The 17,444-nt window shown below is 67.0% G+C and carries 14 protein-coding genes; 3 read left to right on the top strand and 11 right to left on the bottom strand.

Going from position 1 to position 17,444, the window contains the following annotated elements:
- Positions 1–12: 12 nt before the first annotated feature.
- Positions 13–639 (top strand): TIGR00730 family Rossman fold protein, encoded by a 627-nt coding sequence (locus ABFG95_RS22555; RefSeq protein WP_026383125.1) that lies wholly within the window; start codon positions 13–15, stop codon positions 637–639.
- A 69-nt stretch (positions 640–708) separates the two neighbouring features.
- Here the strand turns inward: ABFG95_RS22555 and ABFG95_RS22550 are convergent, their stop codons facing one another.
- Together ABFG95_RS22550 and ABFG95_RS22545 are read right to left on the bottom strand one after the other, a co-directional pair.
- On the bottom strand, positions 709–2,133 hold the full coding sequence (locus tag ABFG95_RS22550) for a M20 family metallopeptidase (protein ID WP_278992622.1): 1,425 nt from the start codon (positions 2,131–2,133) through the stop codon (positions 709–711).
- An 83-nt stretch (positions 2,134–2,216) separates the two neighbouring features.
- Positions 2,217–3,200: a tripartite tricarboxylate transporter substrate-binding protein gene (locus ABFG95_RS22545; RefSeq protein ID WP_054419928.1), complete on the bottom strand. Its 984-nt coding sequence runs from the start codon at positions 3,198–3,200 to the stop codon at positions 2,217–2,219.
- Between the two features lie 127 nt (positions 3,201–3,327).
- Between ABFG95_RS22545 and ABFG95_RS22540 the strand changes: the two genes are divergently transcribed.
- Positions 3,328–4,272 (top strand): LysR substrate-binding domain-containing protein, encoded by a 945-nt coding sequence (locus ABFG95_RS22540; protein WP_068950444.1) that lies wholly within the window; start codon positions 3,328–3,330, stop codon positions 4,270–4,272.
- A 19-nt stretch (positions 4,273–4,291) separates the two neighbouring features.
- Here the strand turns inward: ABFG95_RS22540 and ABFG95_RS22535 are convergent, their stop codons facing one another.
- The gene (locus ABFG95_RS22535; RefSeq protein ID WP_054419932.1) at positions 4,292–5,152 is read right to left on the bottom strand and encodes a LysR family transcriptional regulator; all 861 of its coding nucleotides are present in this window, start codon (positions 5,150–5,152) and stop codon (positions 4,292–4,294) included.
- A gap of 105 nt (positions 5,153–5,257) precedes the next feature.
- Between ABFG95_RS22535 and ABFG95_RS22530 the strand changes: the two genes are divergently transcribed.
- Complete coding sequence (locus ABFG95_RS22530) at positions 5,258–5,650, top strand: 4-oxalocrotonate tautomerase (RefSeq protein WP_049072416.1); 393 nt, start codon at positions 5,258–5,260, stop codon at positions 5,648–5,650.
- Between the two features lie 181 nt (positions 5,651–5,831).
- Here the strand turns inward: ABFG95_RS22530 and typA are convergent, their stop codons facing one another.
- From typA to scpB, 8 genes are all read right to left on the bottom strand, one after another.
- On the bottom strand, positions 5,832–7,655 hold the full coding sequence (gene typA / locus ABFG95_RS22525) for a translational GTPase TypA (RefSeq protein WP_049072415.1): 1,824 nt from the start codon (positions 7,653–7,655) through the stop codon (positions 5,832–5,834).
- Positions 7,652–8,401, bottom strand: coding sequence for a tRNA pseudouridine(55) synthase TruB (gene truB / locus ABFG95_RS22520; protein WP_049072414.1), 750 nt, complete (start codon positions 8,399–8,401; stop codon positions 7,652–7,654). The genes typA and truB overlap by 4 nt, the downstream gene beginning before the upstream one ends.
- A 39-nt stretch (positions 8,402–8,440) precedes the next feature.
- Positions 8,441–8,842 carry a 30S ribosome-binding factor RbfA gene (gene rbfA / locus ABFG95_RS22515; protein ID WP_006388333.1) on the bottom strand — a complete coding sequence of 134 codons (402 nt, stop codon included), beginning with the start codon at positions 8,840–8,842 and terminating at the stop codon, positions 8,441–8,443.
- Between the two features lie 23 nt (positions 8,843–8,865).
- Positions 8,866–11,919, bottom strand: a complete 3,054-nt coding sequence (gene infB, locus ABFG95_RS22510; RefSeq protein WP_054495808.1) for a translation initiation factor IF-2 — start codon at positions 11,917–11,919, stop codon at positions 8,866–8,868.
- 92 nt (positions 11,920–12,011) lie between these two features.
- Entirely contained in the window at positions 12,012–13,490 is a 1,479-nt protein-coding gene (nusA, locus tag ABFG95_RS22505; protein ID WP_006388330.1) for a transcription termination factor NusA, read from the bottom strand.
- Entirely contained in the window at positions 13,487–13,990 is a 504-nt protein-coding gene (gene rimP / locus ABFG95_RS22500) for a ribosome maturation factor RimP (protein ID WP_049072412.1), read from the bottom strand. The genes nusA and rimP overlap by 4 nt, the downstream gene beginning before the upstream one ends.
- Before the next feature lie 404 nt (positions 13,991–14,394).
- Entirely contained in the window at positions 14,395–16,152 is a 1,758-nt protein-coding gene (gene rluB / locus ABFG95_RS22495) for a 23S rRNA pseudouridine(2605) synthase RluB (RefSeq protein ID WP_059269620.1), read from the bottom strand.
- 35 nt (positions 16,153–16,187) lie between these two features.
- Positions 16,188–17,390 carry an SMC-Scp complex subunit ScpB gene (gene scpB, locus ABFG95_RS22490; RefSeq protein ID WP_278992621.1) on the bottom strand — a complete coding sequence of 401 codons (1,203 nt, stop codon included), beginning with the start codon at positions 17,388–17,390 and terminating at the stop codon, positions 16,188–16,190.
- Between the last annotated feature and the right edge of the window lie 54 nt (positions 17,391–17,444).

The raw sequence follows: 17,444 nt of genomic DNA, 5'->3' as shown, positions 1-17,444 counted from the left end.
ATTCCGCTGATTATGTCAGAGATACGGACGGCGGCGGAAAAGCTCGCGCATATCGGGCCCGCGGTCAGTGTCTTCGGCAGCGCGCGCGTCAGCCGCAACTCCCCCCACTATGAAACCACCGTGGCCATCTCGGCCGCCCTGGCCGAGGCGGGGTTCGCGGTCATCGCGGGCGGTGGACCGGGCATCATGGAAGCGGCCAACAAGGGCGCCTTCGAAACCGGCGGCACCAGCATCGGGCTGAACATCAGCCTGCCGCACGAGGCCCACAACAACGAGTATCAAACCATCAGCCTGTCGTTTGAGTACTTTTTCTCCCGCAAGGCCACGTTCTTCATGCACAGCTTCGCCTACGTGGCGATGCCGGGCGGCTTCGGCACCCTGGATGAGCTCTTCGAGGCCCTGACGCTGATCCAGACCGGCAAGGTCCCGCCCGCGCCCATCGTGCTGGTGGGCAGCGAATACTGGTCCGGCCTGGTCGAATGGCTCGGCGGCCAGGTGTTGGGCAATGGCATGATCGGGGCGCACGACCTGGATCTGTTCATCATCGAGGATGATCCGCGCAAGGTCGTGCGCAAGGTGGTCGAATTCCACCAGAAAGTCAGCACCGAAGCGCAATACGCGCCATCCCTGCCGGCCTGACACACGCCGGCCCGCGGCGTGGACCGGCATACGCCGGGCGGCCCCGAATCGCGGCCGCCCCGCCCGCTCCTACTTGCGCATGAACGACGGCACCACGTCCGCCGGAATCGGGCAGACATACGGCTGGCCGCGGCGCATCTCCAGCAGCTCTTCCTTGGCGCGCGCGAGCGCCTCGGGCTGGCCATACAGGTCGGCCGCGGTTGCCGCGATGATCTTGGCCGCGTGCACCATGCCCTTGTGTGCCAGCGACAGCTTGCCCTGCGCCACCATCTGCCACGAATGGAACGGCGTGCCGTAGGCATAGCACGCGCCCCAGCATTGCGCCGTGGGCGTCACCCAACTGACGTCGCCGACGTCGGTCGAACCATAGCTGATCTCGTGCTTGCCGGGCTCGTACGGCGCCACCCCGCTGAACAGCGGCGTGGGGTTGCGCAGCACCGCGCCCAGATTCTTGCCGGCGTTATCGATGTCATCGGCAGAAATCGCGTCCCACATGCGACGCGCGGCCTGCTGCTCGCCGTCGGTGTACGCGGGTCCCTGCAGCGCCTGCATGTTGGCATACATGACCTGATTGAGCACGCCGTTGGGGATGTAGTTCGAGCAGGCCTTGTCGAACACGATCTCCAGCTCGCAGCCCGTCATCAGCGCCGCGCCCCGCGCCACATTCTTGACCCGCTCATATAGCTCGGCGGCCTGCGAATTGATGGGCGCGCGCACCAGGTACAGTACCTCCGCGCGGGCCTGCACCACGTTGGGCGAAATACCGCCGCTGTTGGTCACCGCATAGTGCACCCGCGCGTCCGGCACCATGTGCTCGCGCAGGTAGTTCACGCCCACGTTCATCAGCTCCACCGCGTCCAGCGCGCTGCGCCCCAGATGCGGCGAATTGGCCGCGTGCGCGGCCACGCCGCGAAAGCGGAAATAGGCCTGGATATTGGCCAGCGACGATTGATGGAAGATGCCCGTGTGGGAAGCCGGATGCCAGGTCAGCGCCGCGTCCAGGTCGTCGAACAGGCCGGCTCGCGCCATGAAGGTCTTGCCCGAGCCGCCCTCCTCGGCCGGACAGCCGTAGAAGCGGATCCGCCCGGGCAGGCCGTTGCGCTCCAGGAATTCCTTGACCGCCACCGCCGCGAAATGGGCGGCCGTGCCCAGCAGGTGATGGCCGCAGCCGTGGCCATTGCCATTGGGCGTTTCCGGCGAGGGCTGGCAAGCATAGGCCCCGCTTTCCTGGCTCAGCCCCGACAGGGCGTCGTATTCGCCAAGGAGGCCAATCACCGGACCGCCCGTGCCCGCCTCGGCGACGAAAGCCGTGGGAATGCCGGCCGCGTCGCGGGTAACGCCAAAGCCCGCCTCTTCCAGCATGGCGATGTGCAGTTCGGCCGATTTGTGCTCGTCATAGCGCAGCTCGGCCAGGCTCCAGATGCGGTCGCTCAGCTCGGCGTAGCGGTCGCTGCGCGCGTCAATGAACGGGGCAAGAATGTCGATGGTTCCCATCGTGTCTCCAGTGGCGGTTCTACAGGATCGGTTCTACAGGATTTACCCGCGCCGGCGACGACACGCCAGCGGCGGTGCAACGCTTACTCGTCAAGCTTGATGGCCGCAGTTTCAATGATTTTGCGGTTGGCGGCCAGCGTCTGCGCGATGCGCTGACCGAAGGCCTGCGGCGTGCCGGTGTCGGGCTCGGCGCCCAGGCTGGCCAGGCGCTGCGCCAGCGCCGGATCCGCCATGGCTTGCCGCACCGCGTCGTTGAGCTTGCCCACCACTGCGTCGGGCGTGCCGGCCGGCGCCACCAGGCCGAACCAGGTCTGGCCCAGCGCGTTCAACCGGGGGTAGCCCAGCTCGGCCAGCGTCGGTAGTTGCGCCAGCCCCGTCAGGCGCGTTGGGGCGGCCACCGCGATCGGGCGCAGCTTGCCCGCCTTGATCAGCGACTGCGCCGAGGCGTACTGGTCTTGCTGCACCTGCACCTCGCCGCCCACGGCGGCGGTCAGCGCCGGACCCATGCCGCGGTACGGCACGTGCAGCACCTCGACCTTGAGGTCGGCATTCATCGCCGCCAGGTTCAGATGGCCGAGCGAGCCGACGCCGGGCGAACCGAAGGAGTACTTGCCGGGATGGGCGCGTAGTTCGGCCAGGAACTGGGCGAAGTCGGTCGCCGGAAACGCCGGATTGACCATCCACACCACCGGCACATTCGCCACCGAGCCGACCGGCTTCAACTGGGTCGCCGGATCGACGCGCGCGGTGCCGTACAGCAGCGGATTGACCGCCATGGTGCTGACCGTGGCCATGCCCAGGGTGTAGCCATCGGGTTCGGCGCGCGCCACCGCCTCGGTGCCGATCAGGCCGCCGGCGCCCGCGCGGTTTTCCACCACCACGCTCTGGCGCAGTTCCTTGCGCAGGCCATCGGCCACCACGCGCGCCAGCACGTCGGTGGAACCGCCCGGGGCGAACGGCACGATCAGGCGCACCGGCTGCGAGGGATAGGCGCCCTGCGCGAGCGCCACGGAGGAGGCGCCGACCAGGGCGGCGCAGACGACAGCATGCAACAGACGAGACTTCATGGAACGGCGCATCCTCGAATGGAAACCGGTAGCCGGCGTCACGCCATTCTGGGCAGGGCATATCCTTATTTCAAATACATTAATGGACTCTTATATTCGCGTTTTGAATAGCTCATTCCCCCGCGCGATGGATGTCGCCCCTGCCACCCTGCTTGCCCGCCTGCTGGCCAAGGGCCGCCTGCGCCACCTGCAACTACTGGCCGGCATCGCCGAACTGGGCAGCCTGCAGCAGGCCGCCGCCCGGATCGGCATGAGCCAGCCCGCCGCCACCCACGCCCTGGCCGACATCGAATCCCTGCTGGGCGTCGAACTGTTCGAGCGCCACGCCCGCGGCATGCGCACCACCCGCAGCGGACAACTGATGGCCGATTGCGCGCGCGGCATGCTCACGACGCTGCGCGCCTCGACCGACTCGGTGGCCGCCCTGCGTGGCGGCGCCTCGGGCAGCCTGCGCCTGGGCGCCATTCCGGCGGCCAGCTGCGGCCTGTTGGCCGAACGCCTGCCCGCGTACATGCGGACCCACCCTGACCTGCAGGTGGAGTTTCAGGAAGGCAGCCGCGAACAGCTGCTGCCGCTGGCGGCGGCCGGCACACTCGACATGCTCTTGTGCCGGCGCCCGGAAGCGGTGCCTGCGGGCCTGGAATTCGTCCCGCTGCAACAGGACGCCGCCGTCGTTGTGGCCACGCCAGGCCATCCGCTTCTGGCGGCTGAAGCCGCGCCGACCCTGGCCCAGGTGACGTCCCAGCTCTGGATCCAGCCCCGTCCCGAACTGGCGATCCACGCCGTCTTCACCGCCTTCTTCGAGCGCGCCGGCGTGGTGCCACGGCTCTGCCGCCTGGCCAGCGCCGCGCCGCCGATGCCGCTGCTGATCGCGGTCATGCAGGCGCAGCAGGCGCTGGCCATGGTGCCGCTGACGCTGGCCGGCTGGTATCTGCAGCACGGCCATTTCCAGCGCCTGCGGATCGAGTCGCCGGGCGCGTTCCAGCCCATCGGCGCCCTCGTGGGCGAGGCCGGCCCGGGCCGCGAGTTCCTGCACTGGCTGATGCGCGCGCCGGACCGGCAGGCGCCCTAGCCACCGCGCCGAGGCCGGCTCAACGCAGCGCCCGCTCGATCGCCTCGCGCGCCTGACCGATAAAGCGGTCTTCGCCCGGCCGGGGCGGCAGCAGGCGGAATTCGACGTCGGGCAAGGACGGCAGCCCCGGCGCCTGCAAGCGGCCGATGCCGGGCGTCAGCGCCGACTCGTTCAGGCAGGCCACGCCCAGCCCCGCCGCGATCGCCAGCTGCAGCCCCGCCACGCCCGAGGCCACGTGCGCCACCGCGTACGGCACCGCGCGCCGCGCCAGCAGCCGCTCGGCGTACTGGCGCAACGCGCAGGTCTCGGGCAGCGCCAGTAGCGGCAGCGGCTCAGGCGGCGCCGACGCGCCCTCGGCCGCCATCCACAGCAATGACTCACGCCGCAGCAACGCCCCCTGCGGCCGCCCTTTCGACGCGCCGCGCTCCTGGATCACCATCGAGATGCCGACATCGACCTCGCCGCGTTCGTAGGCCGCCTCGATCGTGCCGCTCTTCATGATGGTGACGTGCATGCGCACCTGCGGGTACTGCTCGTTCAGACGCCGCAGCAGCCGCGCCACATCGCCCGGTCGGAAGTAGTCGGTGATGCACAGCCGCAGCTCACCACGCAGTGCCACGCCGCGCAGGTCGCGAAAGGCCTCGTCGCTCAGCGCCAGGATGGCGCGCGCATGCGCCAGCAGGCGCTCGCCGGCGGGAGTGGCGATCACACCCGCCTTGCCGCGGATCAGCAGCGGCTGGCCGGCCCGTTCCTCCAGCTTGCGCATCTGCTCGCTGACCGACGACTGCGACAGGAACACCTTGGGCGCGGCCGCCGTGAGGCTGCCCGCTTCCAGCACCGCCACCAGGGTGCGGAGCTGGTCGAGATCGAATCCGGACATGAGCCATCCAACGGTTTATGCGATGGTTGAAATCGTAAATTCCCGCTTTTCCGATGTCAATGCGGTCCCTACACTGGCTCCATTCCCCTCACCAAGGAGCCTGTCATGCCCCACATCGTCGTCCACGTCTCTGGCCAACCCGATGCCAGCCGCAACCGCCGCATAGTCGATGCGGTCGCCGGATTGACCCAATCCGTGCTCGGCAAGAAACTGCCGGTCATCGCCATCACGCTGCAGCACATCCCCCACGACCAGTGGTTCATCGGCGCGCGCCCGCTGTCGGAAACGGGCAGGAACGCCTTCCACCTGGACATCAGCGTCACCGACGAGACCAATACCAAGGCCGAGAAGGCGCGCTTCATCCAGGAGATCTACGCGTCCTTCAGCGAAATCCTGGGCGAGCTGCACGAATGCTCCTATGTGCATGTGATCGACGCGCGCGCGGCGGCCTACGGGTATGGCGGAAAGACCCAGGAATACCGGCACCAGCATGCCTGAGCCCGCGTGCCGGCGCACGGGCGGCGGCCGCTGCGCCGCGCGGCCGGCGGCGTGCAGGCCGTCGGCCGCTTGAACAGCGCCGCTGGCAAGCCCGCGTCCCGAACGAAAAAAAGCCGCGCACCCCGAAGGATGTGCGGCTTTTCCGATTGCCAGGCGCGCGGGACAGACGTCCCGCCTCGCCTTACACGGCGGATTCGCGTGCGGCGCGCTTGCGGTCGTTTTCCTGCAGGTGACGCTTGCGCAGGCGGATCGACTTGGGCGTGATTTCGACCAGTTCGTCGTCGTCGATGAATTCCACGGCGTATTCCAGCGACATCTGGATCGGCGGCACCAGGCGCACGGCTTCGTCGGTGCCCGAGGCGCGCACGTTGGTCAGCTGCTTGCCCTTGATGGGGTTCACGACCAGATCGTTGTCACGGCTGTGGATGCCGATGATCATGCCCTCGTACAGCGCATCGCCCGGGTTCACGAACATGCGGCCGCGATCCTGCAGCTTCCACAGCGCGTAGGCCACGGCGTCGCCGTTGTCCTGGCTGATCAGCACGCCGTTGCGGCGCTCGCCGATCGAGCCTTCCTTGATGGGCGCGTATTCGTGGAAGATGTGGCTCATCAGGCCGGTGCCGCGCGTCAGCGTCAGGAATTCGTTCTGGAAACCGATCAGGCCACGAGCGGGGATCAGGTATTCCAGGCGCGTGCGGCCACGGCCGTCCGGCTGCATGTCCTGCAGATCGCCCTTGCGGCGGCCCAGTTCTTCCATCACGCCGCCCTGGTGGGCGTCTTCGACGTCGATGGTCAGCGATTCGAACGGCTCGCACTTGACGCCGTCGACTTCCTTGAACACCACGCGCGGACGCGACACGGCCAGCTCGTAGCCTTCGCGGCGCATCGTTTCCAGCAGGATCGTCAGGTGCAGTTCACCGCGGCCCGACACTTCGAACACGGTGTCGTCGCCGGTGTCGCGCACGCGCAGCGCCACGTTCGACTTCAGTTCGCGGTCCAGGCGGTCGCGCAGCTGGCGGCTGGTGACGAACTTGCCTTCACGGCCGGCCAGCGGCGAGGTGTTGACCATGAAGTTCATGGTCAGCGTCGGCTCGTCGATGCGCAGCATCGGCAGCACGTCCTGCGTCACCGGGTCGGTCACGGTGCAGCCGATGCCCAGGTCTTCGATACCGTTGATCAGCACGATGTCGCCGGCTTCGGCTTCATCCACCACGATGCGCTCCAGGCCGTGGAACTTCAGCACCTGGTTGATGCGGCCGCGGCCGCCCTGGCCCTCGGGACCGAACTTGTAGGCCACTTCCATGCCGGGACGCATGCGGCCGCGGTTGATGCGGCCGACGCCGATCTTGCCGACGTAGCTGTTGTAGTCCAGCGAGATGATCTGCATCTGCAGCGGGCCGTTGGGATCGTCGTCACGCTGCGGCACGTGCTGCAGGATGGCTTCGAACAGGGGGCGCATGTCGCCTTCGCGCACATCCGGGCTCAGGCCGGCGTAGCCGGACAGGCCCGAGGCGTACACCACCGGGAAGTCCAGCTGCTCGTCGGTCGCGCCGAGCTTGTCGAACAGGTCGAACGTGGCGTTGATGACGAAATCGGTGCGGGCGCCCGGACGGTCGACCTTGTTGACCACCACGATGGGCTTGAGGCCCAGGGCCAGCGCCTTGCGGGTCACGAAGATGGTCTGCGGCATCGGGCCTTCGACGGCATCGACCAGCAGCAGCACGCCGTCGACCATCGACAGCACGCGCTCGACTTCGCCACCGAAGTCCGCGTGCCCCGGGGTGTCGACGATGTTGATGTGCGTGCCTTCGTATTCAACGGCACAGTTCTTGGCCAGAATCGTGATGCCGCGTTCTTTTTCCAGGTCGTTCGAGTCCATGACCCGTTCGGTCAGCGCCTGGTTTTCGCGGAAGGTGCCGGATTGGCGCAGCAGCTGGTCGACCAGGGTGGTTTTACCGTGGTCAACGTGGGCGATGATGGCGACGTTGCGCAAGGCGCGAGTCATAGCGAGTCCTTTAAGGTGGTGGCGGGCAGCAAGCCCGCCGGCAATTCGTTCAGTGCAAGCAATGCCTGCTTCGGGTCTGGCATCGCCTGCAAGGCATCCAGCGCAACGGCGCGTTCCAGAGAAAATGGCCCGACGTGCGTGCGCCGCAGCGCCGCCAGGTGGGCGTAACAGCCCAGCGCGCGCCCGATGTCCTGGGCCAGCGTCCGGATGTATGTGCCTTTACTGCAAGCCACATCGATCTCTGCCTGCGTCCCGTTCAGGGACAGCAGCTCGATGCGGTAAATCGTAATCTGCCGCGGCGGGCGTTCCAGCTCAATGCCCTGCCGCGCGTATTCGTACAACGGCTTGCCGTCGCGCTTAAGCGCCGAATACATGGGCGGAATCTGCTCGATCGTGCCCGAGAAACGTGACAGCGCATCGCGCAGCGCCTGTTCCTCGACCACGAAGCCGGGCGCGGCGGTAGCCACCACGTTGCCGGTCAGGTCGCCCGAATCGGTTTCCTCGCCAAATTGCAGCGTAGCGCGATAGGCCTTGTCGGCGTCAAGCATCGCGCCGGAAATCTTGGTTGCCCGGCCCATGCAGCACACCAGCAGGCCGGTGGCGAAGGGGTCGAGGGTGCCGGTATGGCCGGCCTTGGCCGCGTCCATGGCACGCTTGGCGCGTTGCAGCGCGTGGTTGCTCGACAAACCTACGGGTTTGTCGAGCAACAGCACACCGTCGAGCGCAAGCCCGCGTCGTTTAGCCATCGTCGGAATCCGGAAATTAAAGCAGTGACGACAGCCCGATCAGGACTGGTCTTCAGGTTCGTCGGGCACGCCCGAGTGCGGGCCGGGCCGGTTTGCGCGGTCGATGAGGATCGACATTTCGATACCACGGGCAATCTGCTCGTCGTGGAAGAAACGCAAAGTGGGGACAGTATGAATGTGCAGCAGCTTGTACAGCTGCGAGTGCAGCCAGCCGGCCTTCTCGTTCAGCAAGGCGGTCGCGGCCTCGGGCTCGGCGCCCAGGACCGTGAAATACACCTTGGCATGCGCGTAGTCGGTCGACAGTTCCACACCGGAGAGCGTGATCAAGCCAGCGCGGGTCGTGTCGATCTCGCGCTGGATGATCCCGGCCAGATCCTTCTGGATCTGGTCGGCCAGTCGCAAATTGCGACCGGGGATGGCTTTGGACTTGTGACGGCTCATTAGAAGCAATGCCTCGCGACGCCTTACAGCGTACGCGCGATTTCCTTGATTTCAAAGACTTCCAGCTGGTCGCCCACCTGGATGTCGTTGTTGCCGCGCAGCGTAAGACCGCAATCGAAGCCCGACTTGACTTCCTTGACGTCGTCCTTGAAGCGGCGCAGCGAATCGAGCTGGCCGGTCCACTGAACCACGTTGTTGCGCAGCAGGCGGACCTGCGAATCGCGACGCACCAGGCCGTCGAGCACCATGCAACCGGCGATGTTGCCGATGCGGGAGATGCTGTAGACCTCGCGGATCTCGACCAGGCCGATGACTTCTTCCTTCTTCTCGGGCGCCAACATGCCCGACATGGCTGCCTTCACTTCGTCCACGGCGTCGTAGATGATGTTGTAGTAGCGCACGTCGATGCCGTTGGTCTCGGCCAGCTTCTTGGCGCTGGCTTCGGCGCGGACGTTGAAGCCGATCACCACGGCGTTCGAGGCGATCGCCAGGTTGATGTCGCTTTCCGAGATGCCGCCCACGGCCGCGTGCACCACTTGCACGCGCACTTCGTCGGTCGACAGCTTGGTCAGCGACTGCACCAGCGCTTCCTGCGAACCCTGGACGTCGGTCTTGACGATCAGCGCCAGGGTCTGGGTGCCTTCGCCCAGGTTGTCGAACATCGATTCCAGCTTGGCGGCCTGTTGGCGGGCCAGCTTGACGTCGCGGAACTTGCCCTGGCGGAACAGCGCGATTTCGCGCGCCTTGCGCTCGTCGGACAGCACCATCAGTTCGTCGCCGGCGGCCGGCACTTCGGTCAGGCCCTGGATTTCCACCGGGATCGACGGACCGGCGGCCTGGATCGGCTTGCCGTTCTCGTCGAGCATGGCGCGCACGCGGCCGAAGCTGGCGCCAGCCAGCACCACGTCGCCGCGGTTCAGCGTGCCGCTCTGGACCAGGATGGTCGCGACCGGGCCGCGGCCCTTGTCCAGGCGGGCTTCGATCACCAGGCCCTTGGCGGGCGCGTCGACCGGCGCCTTCAGTTCCAGCAGTTCGGCTTGCAGCAGCACGTTCTCGAGCAGCGCGTCGATGCCCTCGCCGGTCTTGGCCGACACCGGCACGAACGGCACGTCGCCGCCGTATTCTTCCGGCACCACTTCCTCGGCGACCAGTTCCTGCTTGACGCGCTCGGGGTTGGCGCTGGGCTTGTCGATCTTGGTCATGGCCACCACCATCGGCACGCCCGCGGCCTTGGCATGGTGGATAGCTTCACGCGTCTGCGGCATCACGCCGTCGTCGGCTGCGCAGACCAGGATGACGATGTCGGTGGCCTTGGCGCCGCGGGCACGCATGGCGGTGAACGCCTCGTGGCCCGGGGTATCCAGGAAGGTCACCATGCCGCGCTCGGTTTCCACGTGGTAGGCGCCGATGTGCTGCGTAATGCCGCCGGCTTCGCCCGCGGCGACCTTGGCGCGGCGGATATAGTCCAGCAGCGAGGTCTTGCCGTGGTCGACGTGGCCCATCACGGTCACGACCGGGGCGCGCGGCAACTGTTCGGCTTCCGACACGCTGGCGGTTTCGTCCAGGAAGGCTTCCGGGTCGTCGAGCTTGGCGGCGATCGCCACGTGGCCCAGTTCCTCGACCACGATCATGGCCGTTTCCTGGTCCAGCACCTGGTTGATGGTGACCATCTGGCCCAGCTTCATCAATTGCTTGATGACCTCGGCGGCCTTGACGGACATCTTGTGGGCCAGGTCGGCCACGCTGATGGTTTCCGGCACGTGCACTTCACGCGCGATGAACTCCTGCGGCGCGGGCTCGTTGCGGCGGTCGTTCTGCTGGTTGCGGCCACCACGGCCGCCACTCTTGCCACCGCCCTTGCCGCCGGCACGCCAGCCGTCGCGGCTGGCCGGCGCCGCCGGCTTGTCGGCCGGCTTCTTGCGCGAGGCGTCATCCGACCAGGTCGAAGCGACTTCGGCGGTCTTGATGGTCTTCTTGGTGCCGGGCGCGGCGGGCTTGGCATCCTTCTTGGCGCCAGGCGCGGCGGCGCCCTTGCCGGCCGGCTTGTGCAGCGTGCCCGAGATCGGGGCGGCCGCGGCGGCGGGCGCTTCCGGTTCGGGAGCGCGCAGCACCTTGCGCGGACGGTTCAGCATCTCGCGCAGGGCGGCGGCTTCGGCCTCGGCGGCACGGCGGGCCTCGTCGCGGCCAGCGCCGGTGGCGGAGGCGGCGAGCGGCGGGCCGGCGCGGCGATTGTCGGCGCGGTTCCCGACCTTGGCGGCGGGCGCAACGGACTCGACCGGCTTGGCGGCGGATTTCACGGGTTCAGACTTCGCGGCAGGCGGCACCTGGGCGACAACAGGCGCGGCGGCCTGGGCGGACGATGGTTCGGACTTATTGGCTAGCACAACGGGTTCCGGCTTGGCTTCTTCAGCCTTGGGCTCGGTGGATTCAGTCTTGACTTCGGGCTTGGCCTCTTCGGCCACGGGCTCGGCAGGAGCGGGCGCCGGCGTCGGTTCCGGTTCAGGCTGAGCCTGGACTTCGGCGGCGGGAGCCGCAACGGGGGCGGGCACTTCGGCCGCGACGGGTTCAACAGGCGCGGCCGCTTCTACCGGTGCGGGCGCTTCGACAGCAGCGGGCTCTTGCACCGGGGCAGGAGCCGGCGCCTGGACGGGCGTGGCTTCGCGCGGTTCGGCCGGCTTGGCCGCCTCGGGCACGACGGGTGCGGACACCGGCTGTGCTTCCTCGACGGACGATTCTTCCTCAGCGCGGGCGCTGGCGGCCTGCTCCAGGGCGATTTCGGAGGGATCACGCTTGACGAACACGCGCTTCTTGCGGACCTCGACCTGGATGGTGCGCGAGCGGCCGGTGGCATCTGCCTGGCGGATCTCGGAGGTCTGGCGGCGCGTCAGGGTGATCTTCTTGCCTTCGGTCGCGCCGTGGGCGCGACGCAGCGATTCGAGCAATTTCGCCTTGTCGCTGTCGGTGACGGAATCGTCCACCGATTTGAGGTCAACGCCGGCCGAGCGCAGCTGTTCCAGCAGCACATTGGCAGGCATTTTCAGCTCGGTAGCGAACTGGGCGACGGTGTTACTCGACATTAGGCTCTCTCTTCCCTATATGCAGCTATTACAAACAACGTGAACTTGCGGCGGACTTGACGGCCATCCGCCGCAGACCCGTGTCCTTTTGGTTATTCTTCATCGAACCAATGGGCGCGGGCACGCATGATGAGGTCGCTGGCTTCCTGTTCGGTCAGGCCGGCGATTTCCGCCAGCTCGTCCGTCGCCAGTTCGGCCAGATCATCACGCGTATGCACTTGACGCTCGGCCAGCTTGGCGGCCAGTTCGGGCGTCACGCCTTCGAGTTCAAGCAGATCCTGGGCCGTCTCAAGGCGCTCTTCCTGGGCGATGGCCTCGGTCAGCAGCGCATTGCGGGCACGGGCGCGCAACTCGTTGATGGTGTCTTCGTCGAACGCCTCGATCTCCAGCAGTTCCTGCATGGGGACGTAGGCGATTTCCTCGATACCGGTGAAACCTTCGTCGATCAGGATGTCGGCGACTTCCTCATCGACGTCCAGCTTGTTCATGAACGTGGCGCGCAGGCCCGAACGCTCGACTTCCTGGCGGTTCAGGCTTTCTTCCGGCGTCATGATGTTGATCTGCCAGCCGGTCAGCTCGGACGCCAGGCGCACGTTCTGGCCCTTGGCGCCGATCGCCTTGGGCAGGTTTTCCTCGTCGACCACCACGTCCATCGCGTGCTTGTCTTCGTCCACCACGATGGACTCGACGTTGGCCGGCGCCAGGGCGCCGATGACGAACTGCGCGGGATCTTCCGACCACAGCACGATGTCGACCTGCTCGCCGCCCAGCTCGTTGCGCACGGCGGTCACACGCGAACCGCGCATGCCGACGCAGGTGCCGATGGGGTCGATACGCTTATCGTATGCCACCACGGCGATCTTCGCACGCACGCCGGCGTCGCGAGCCGCCGCCTTGATCTCGAGCAGGCCCTGCTCGATCTCGGGCACTTCGTTCTCGAACAGTTGGCGGATGAACTCGGGCGAGGTACGCGACAGGATCACCTGCTGGCCACGGGCGGCGTGGTCGACGCGCAACACGAAAGCGCGCACGCGGTCGGCGACGCGCAGGTTTTCCTTCGGGATCATTTCGGAACGCGGCAGACGCGCTTCGATCTTGCCGGTCTCGATGATGGCGTCGCCCTTGTCCATGCGCTTGATGGTGCCGGACACGATGGTTTCGCCGCGATCCAGGAAGTCGTTCAGCACCTGCTCGCGCTCGGCGTCGCGGATCTTCTGCAGGATCGCCTGCTTGGCGGCCTGTGCGCCGATACGACCGAATTCGATAGGTTCGAGCGGCTCCTCGATGTACTCGCCAACCTGGATGTTGGGCACGATCTCGACCGCGTCCGACAGCATTTCCTGCTTGTCGGGCTCTTGCAGGCCCGCTTCATCGGGCACCACCAGCCAGCGGCGGAAACCTTCGTGGTCACCGGTTTCACGATCGATGGCAACACGAATGTCCGCATCATCCTTGAAGCGCTTTTTCATGGCCGAGGCCAGCGCGCTTTCCAGCGCCCCGAACACGACATCACGCGTGACGTTCTTTTCACGCGCCAAGGCATCGACCAACAGAAGAATTTCGCGACTCATCGCTTTTTGCCCTTGAAATCCAGAACGGGGTCCAGTTTTGCACGCTCGATATCGTCGACCGTGAAATTCAACACCTGGACTTCGTTCTTTTTTGCCTCAAATTCGAGACCGAACACGGTCTTGTGCATCCCAGCCGCGGCGTCGGAAGCCGCGGGCGCGTCTTCGGGCACGGTCAACGTGCCGGAGAAGACCTTGCGTCCGTCCAATGCCTCGCGCAGCTTGATCTCGATGCGTTCGCCAGCGAACCGGCGGAATTCGGCCTCGTTGCGCAGCGGGCGATCAACGCCCGGCGAGCCGACTTCCAGCCGCTTGTAGTCGATGTTCTCGACCTCGTACACCCGCGACAATTGGCGGGACACCTGCTCGCAGTCTTCGATGCGCACACCGCCGACCCGATCGATCGTGACGCGCAAAAGGCCCAGCGCGGCACGTTCGACGTCAACGAGTTCGACGTCCATGCCGGCCAGTGCCTCTTCGGTCAATGCGAATAAATCAGCCATATACTCAAAAAAAATGGGCTGCACGCCCAGCCCACCGTATTGCACAGTGCCCAGCCGCCACCCTACTGCACGTAAGGAGCAATGCTGGGCAGTGCCCTATATTGCGACCTAATTTTCGGCTCGCGCCGCCCTTGCGGCGCACCCGCCAGCCTCGCATTCCGCATTTGCTTGCACACCCGCCGTGCCAACCGCCACAGCCAGGATGCACGCCATCAAACAGGCATTCCGGCGCGCCAGACGGCAAAAGCGGGGCGCGAACCAGGGAACGCGCAACGAACGCGAAGCCATGAAAACCATTGATTTTACCAGATAAACCGGAAAAACGCCTGATTCGTCACGGGCTTACGTTTATGTGGGACGCATCCAGCCGGCGGCGGCGCGCGGACGCCGCCTCGGGGGACGGTTTAACGCCCCCGGGTACCCCGTCCGCCCATCACGCCTAGACGCGATTCATGGGCCGACGCGCCACGCGGTTGCCAGTCATCGCCTCGGGGAGCAGCCCCGCTGCGCGCCGCCCGCGGCTTGCCGCCCGCGCCCGGCCCCTTGTTGCCGCCACCGGCGCGCGGGCCTTCGGCCTTGTTGCCGCCGCGACCGGCGCCCGCGGGTTTACCGCCGCGGCCGGCATTGCCGCCACGCGCGCCCGCCGGCTTGCCGCCCGCCTTGGCGCCCGCCGGCTTGCGGCCGGCACCCGCCGGCGCCTCCGCGGCGGCCGGCGCCGGACCATTGGCGGCCACGGCGCGCACGCCACGCCCCTTGCCGCCGCCGGCCTTGCCGCCGGCGCGTCCGCCACCCTTGTTATTGCCACCGCCCGCGCCGGCCGCGCCACGACCGCCGCCAGACTTGCCGCCCTTGCGGTTGCCATTGGCCTCGCCGGCCAGCGGATGGCCATTGGCATAGCCGCCGGCGATCATCAGACCGGTACCGAACGGATCGGACGGACAAGCCGCCGCCTGGCCGGCGCTGCCGACCCGGCCGCCCTGGATCTTGCCGCGGCGGCCGATGCGGGCGCCGTTCATGCCATTGCGATCCATGGTGCCAAAACCCGGCGGCAAGGCGCTGTCATGCGACTGCGGCTGCTTGGAGCGGCGGCGGTTGCCGCCGGACTCGTCGTCTTCGCGCAACAGGCCCAGCTGCACCATCAGCGCGGTGACCAACGATGCATCGAGCTCTTCCCAGCGGCCGCGGCGCAGCGTGCGCGGCAGGACCACGTCACCGAAACGGGTGCGGATCAACCGGCTGACGGTCACGCCGACCGCTTCGAACATGCGCCGCACTTCGCGGTTGCGGCCTTCCTGCAGGGTCACGCGATACCAGCGATTGCTGCCGTCGCCGCCCAGGTAATCGAGCGCGCCGAACGCCGCCACGCCGTCTTCCAGCTCGATGCCATCGACCAGCGACTGGCGCTGCGCCTCGTCCATCTCTCCCAGCACGCGCACCGCGTATTCGCGTTCGGTGCCGTAGCGGGGGTGCATGATGCGGTTGGCCATGTCGCCCGACGTGGTGAAGATCAGCAGGCCTTCGGTATTCAGGTCGAGACGACCGACCGACAGCCACTTGCCGGTGCGCAGCTTGGGCAGGCGCGCGAACACGCTGGCGCGGCCGCCGGGGTCGTCGTGACTGACAATTTCGCCGGCCGGCTTGTGATACAGGATCACGCGCGGCGGCTTCTTGGTGTTGGTGCGCATGATGGGCTTGCCATTGACGCGCACCTGGTCGTTCGGCGCCACGCGCTGGCCGATATGGGCCGGCTCGCCATTGACCGACACACGGCCGGCCACGATCAGCTCTTCCATCTCGCGGCGCGAGCCGATGCCCGCGTCGGCCAGCACCTTGTGCAGCTTGGGCATGACCGCTTCGCTGTTCAGGTACTTGCCCAGCCGCTGTTCCATGCGGTCGGCGGTATCCAGGTAAGACAGCGCCTGCTCGGCTTCCTGCTCGCCGCCACGGCTGTCCGCGCCCTCGGCCTGGCCGGGCGCGGCGGCCTGACCTTCGGCGGCGGGCGCCTGCTCGGCCGCCGCATCGCCGCGACGGCGGCGGAACGGCGTGCGCAGCTTGCGGCCACGGCCGCGGGCCTCGCCTTCGGCGGCCGGCTCGCGGCTGGCGGCGGTTTCCGCCGGCCCGTTGGAAACGGCGTCATCGGGACGCGGGTTGTCGTCCTGCATTGCTGTATTCGTTGTCACTGGGACAGCTCCGAATTTCAAACTTGGGGAGGCCTGCCGGGAGCAGGCGCATCGTCATCGGGGGACGCCGGTTCGCGATCAGCCTCGGGCTGACCGGAATCCGGCTCGGCAGGCTCCGCCGTGGCGGAGCCGGTATCAGGCTCGAACGGCCCGGCGCCAGGCGCCAGCGGTTCAGCCTCGTCTATCGGTTCGGTCGGTTTCGCGCTTTCCGCGTGCTCGACAGGTTCGTCCGCGGCGCCGGATCCGGCGGCTGCGTCGGTACTGCCAGTCTCTGCGGCATGGTCGGGCGACCCGCCATGCGCCTCTTGGGCGACACCCACACCCGGCGCCTCGTCTTCCTCGAAGCGCCCGGCATTCGCGATGCCCACGGATGGCGCATCGGACAAGCTTTCGGCTTGCGCCCGGACGGTGGAATCGTCTGCGGGAATCGCGTCTTCTTCTGTGCGCGAAAGCGAGGATTCTACGCTATCGCCCGTCGCGATGGGGGCATCGTCGTCCGAAACAGACAATTCCGTCATCGGAATACTGGATTGCACATCCTCGCCGGCCATCGATTCAGCCACGGCAAGCGGCTCGCCGGCCTGGTCGGCGACGGGACCGCCCTCGTCGGCCGACGCCGCCCCCTCGCCCTCTTCCCCAGCCTCGGCCAGTTGCTGCACTTCCCCCAGATCCAGGCCGGCCAGCGCAGCGGCGGCATGAGCGGATTCCAGCGCGGGCAGTTCGTCCAGCGCGCGCAATCCCAGATCGTCCAGGAACTGGCGCGTGGTGCCGAACAGCGCCGGGCGGCCCGGCGCGTCGCGATGGCCGATCACCTCGATCCAGCCCCGGTCTTCCAGCGCCTTGACAATATTCGACGAGACGGTCACGCCACGGATGTCTTCGATGTCGCCGCGCGTCACCGGCTGGCGCCAGGCCACGATGGCCAGCGTTTCCATCACGGCGCGCGAATACTTGGGTGGCTTTTCCGGATTGAGCCGCTCGAGGTAACGCTGCATGTGCGGCCGACTCTGGAAACGCCACCCGGTCGCCAACTGCACCAATTCCAGGCCGCCATCGGCCCAGTTGTTCTGCAGCGTTTCCAGCAACGCGCGCAGCGCGCTGTTGTCGAATTGTTCATCGTCCCCGAACAGCTTGCGCATTTCGGACAGTTGCATCGGCTGCACCGCGCAAAGCAGCGCGGTTTCCAGCACGAGTATCGCCTCGCTATCGTTCATCGACATTCAAATTCAAAAAAGGGCTAACTTGCGTTAGGTTGAAAATAAGGCTATTATTCT

Origin of the sequence: Achromobacter sp. HNDS-1, from assembly GCF_040084795.1 — a bacterium.
Classification (GTDB): Bacteria; Pseudomonadota; Gammaproteobacteria; order Burkholderiales; family Burkholderiaceae_B; genus Achromobacter; species Achromobacter ruhlandii.
The sequence above is the reverse complement of the archived record's forward strand: the minus strand, read 5'-3'. Positions and strand labels throughout refer to the sequence as shown.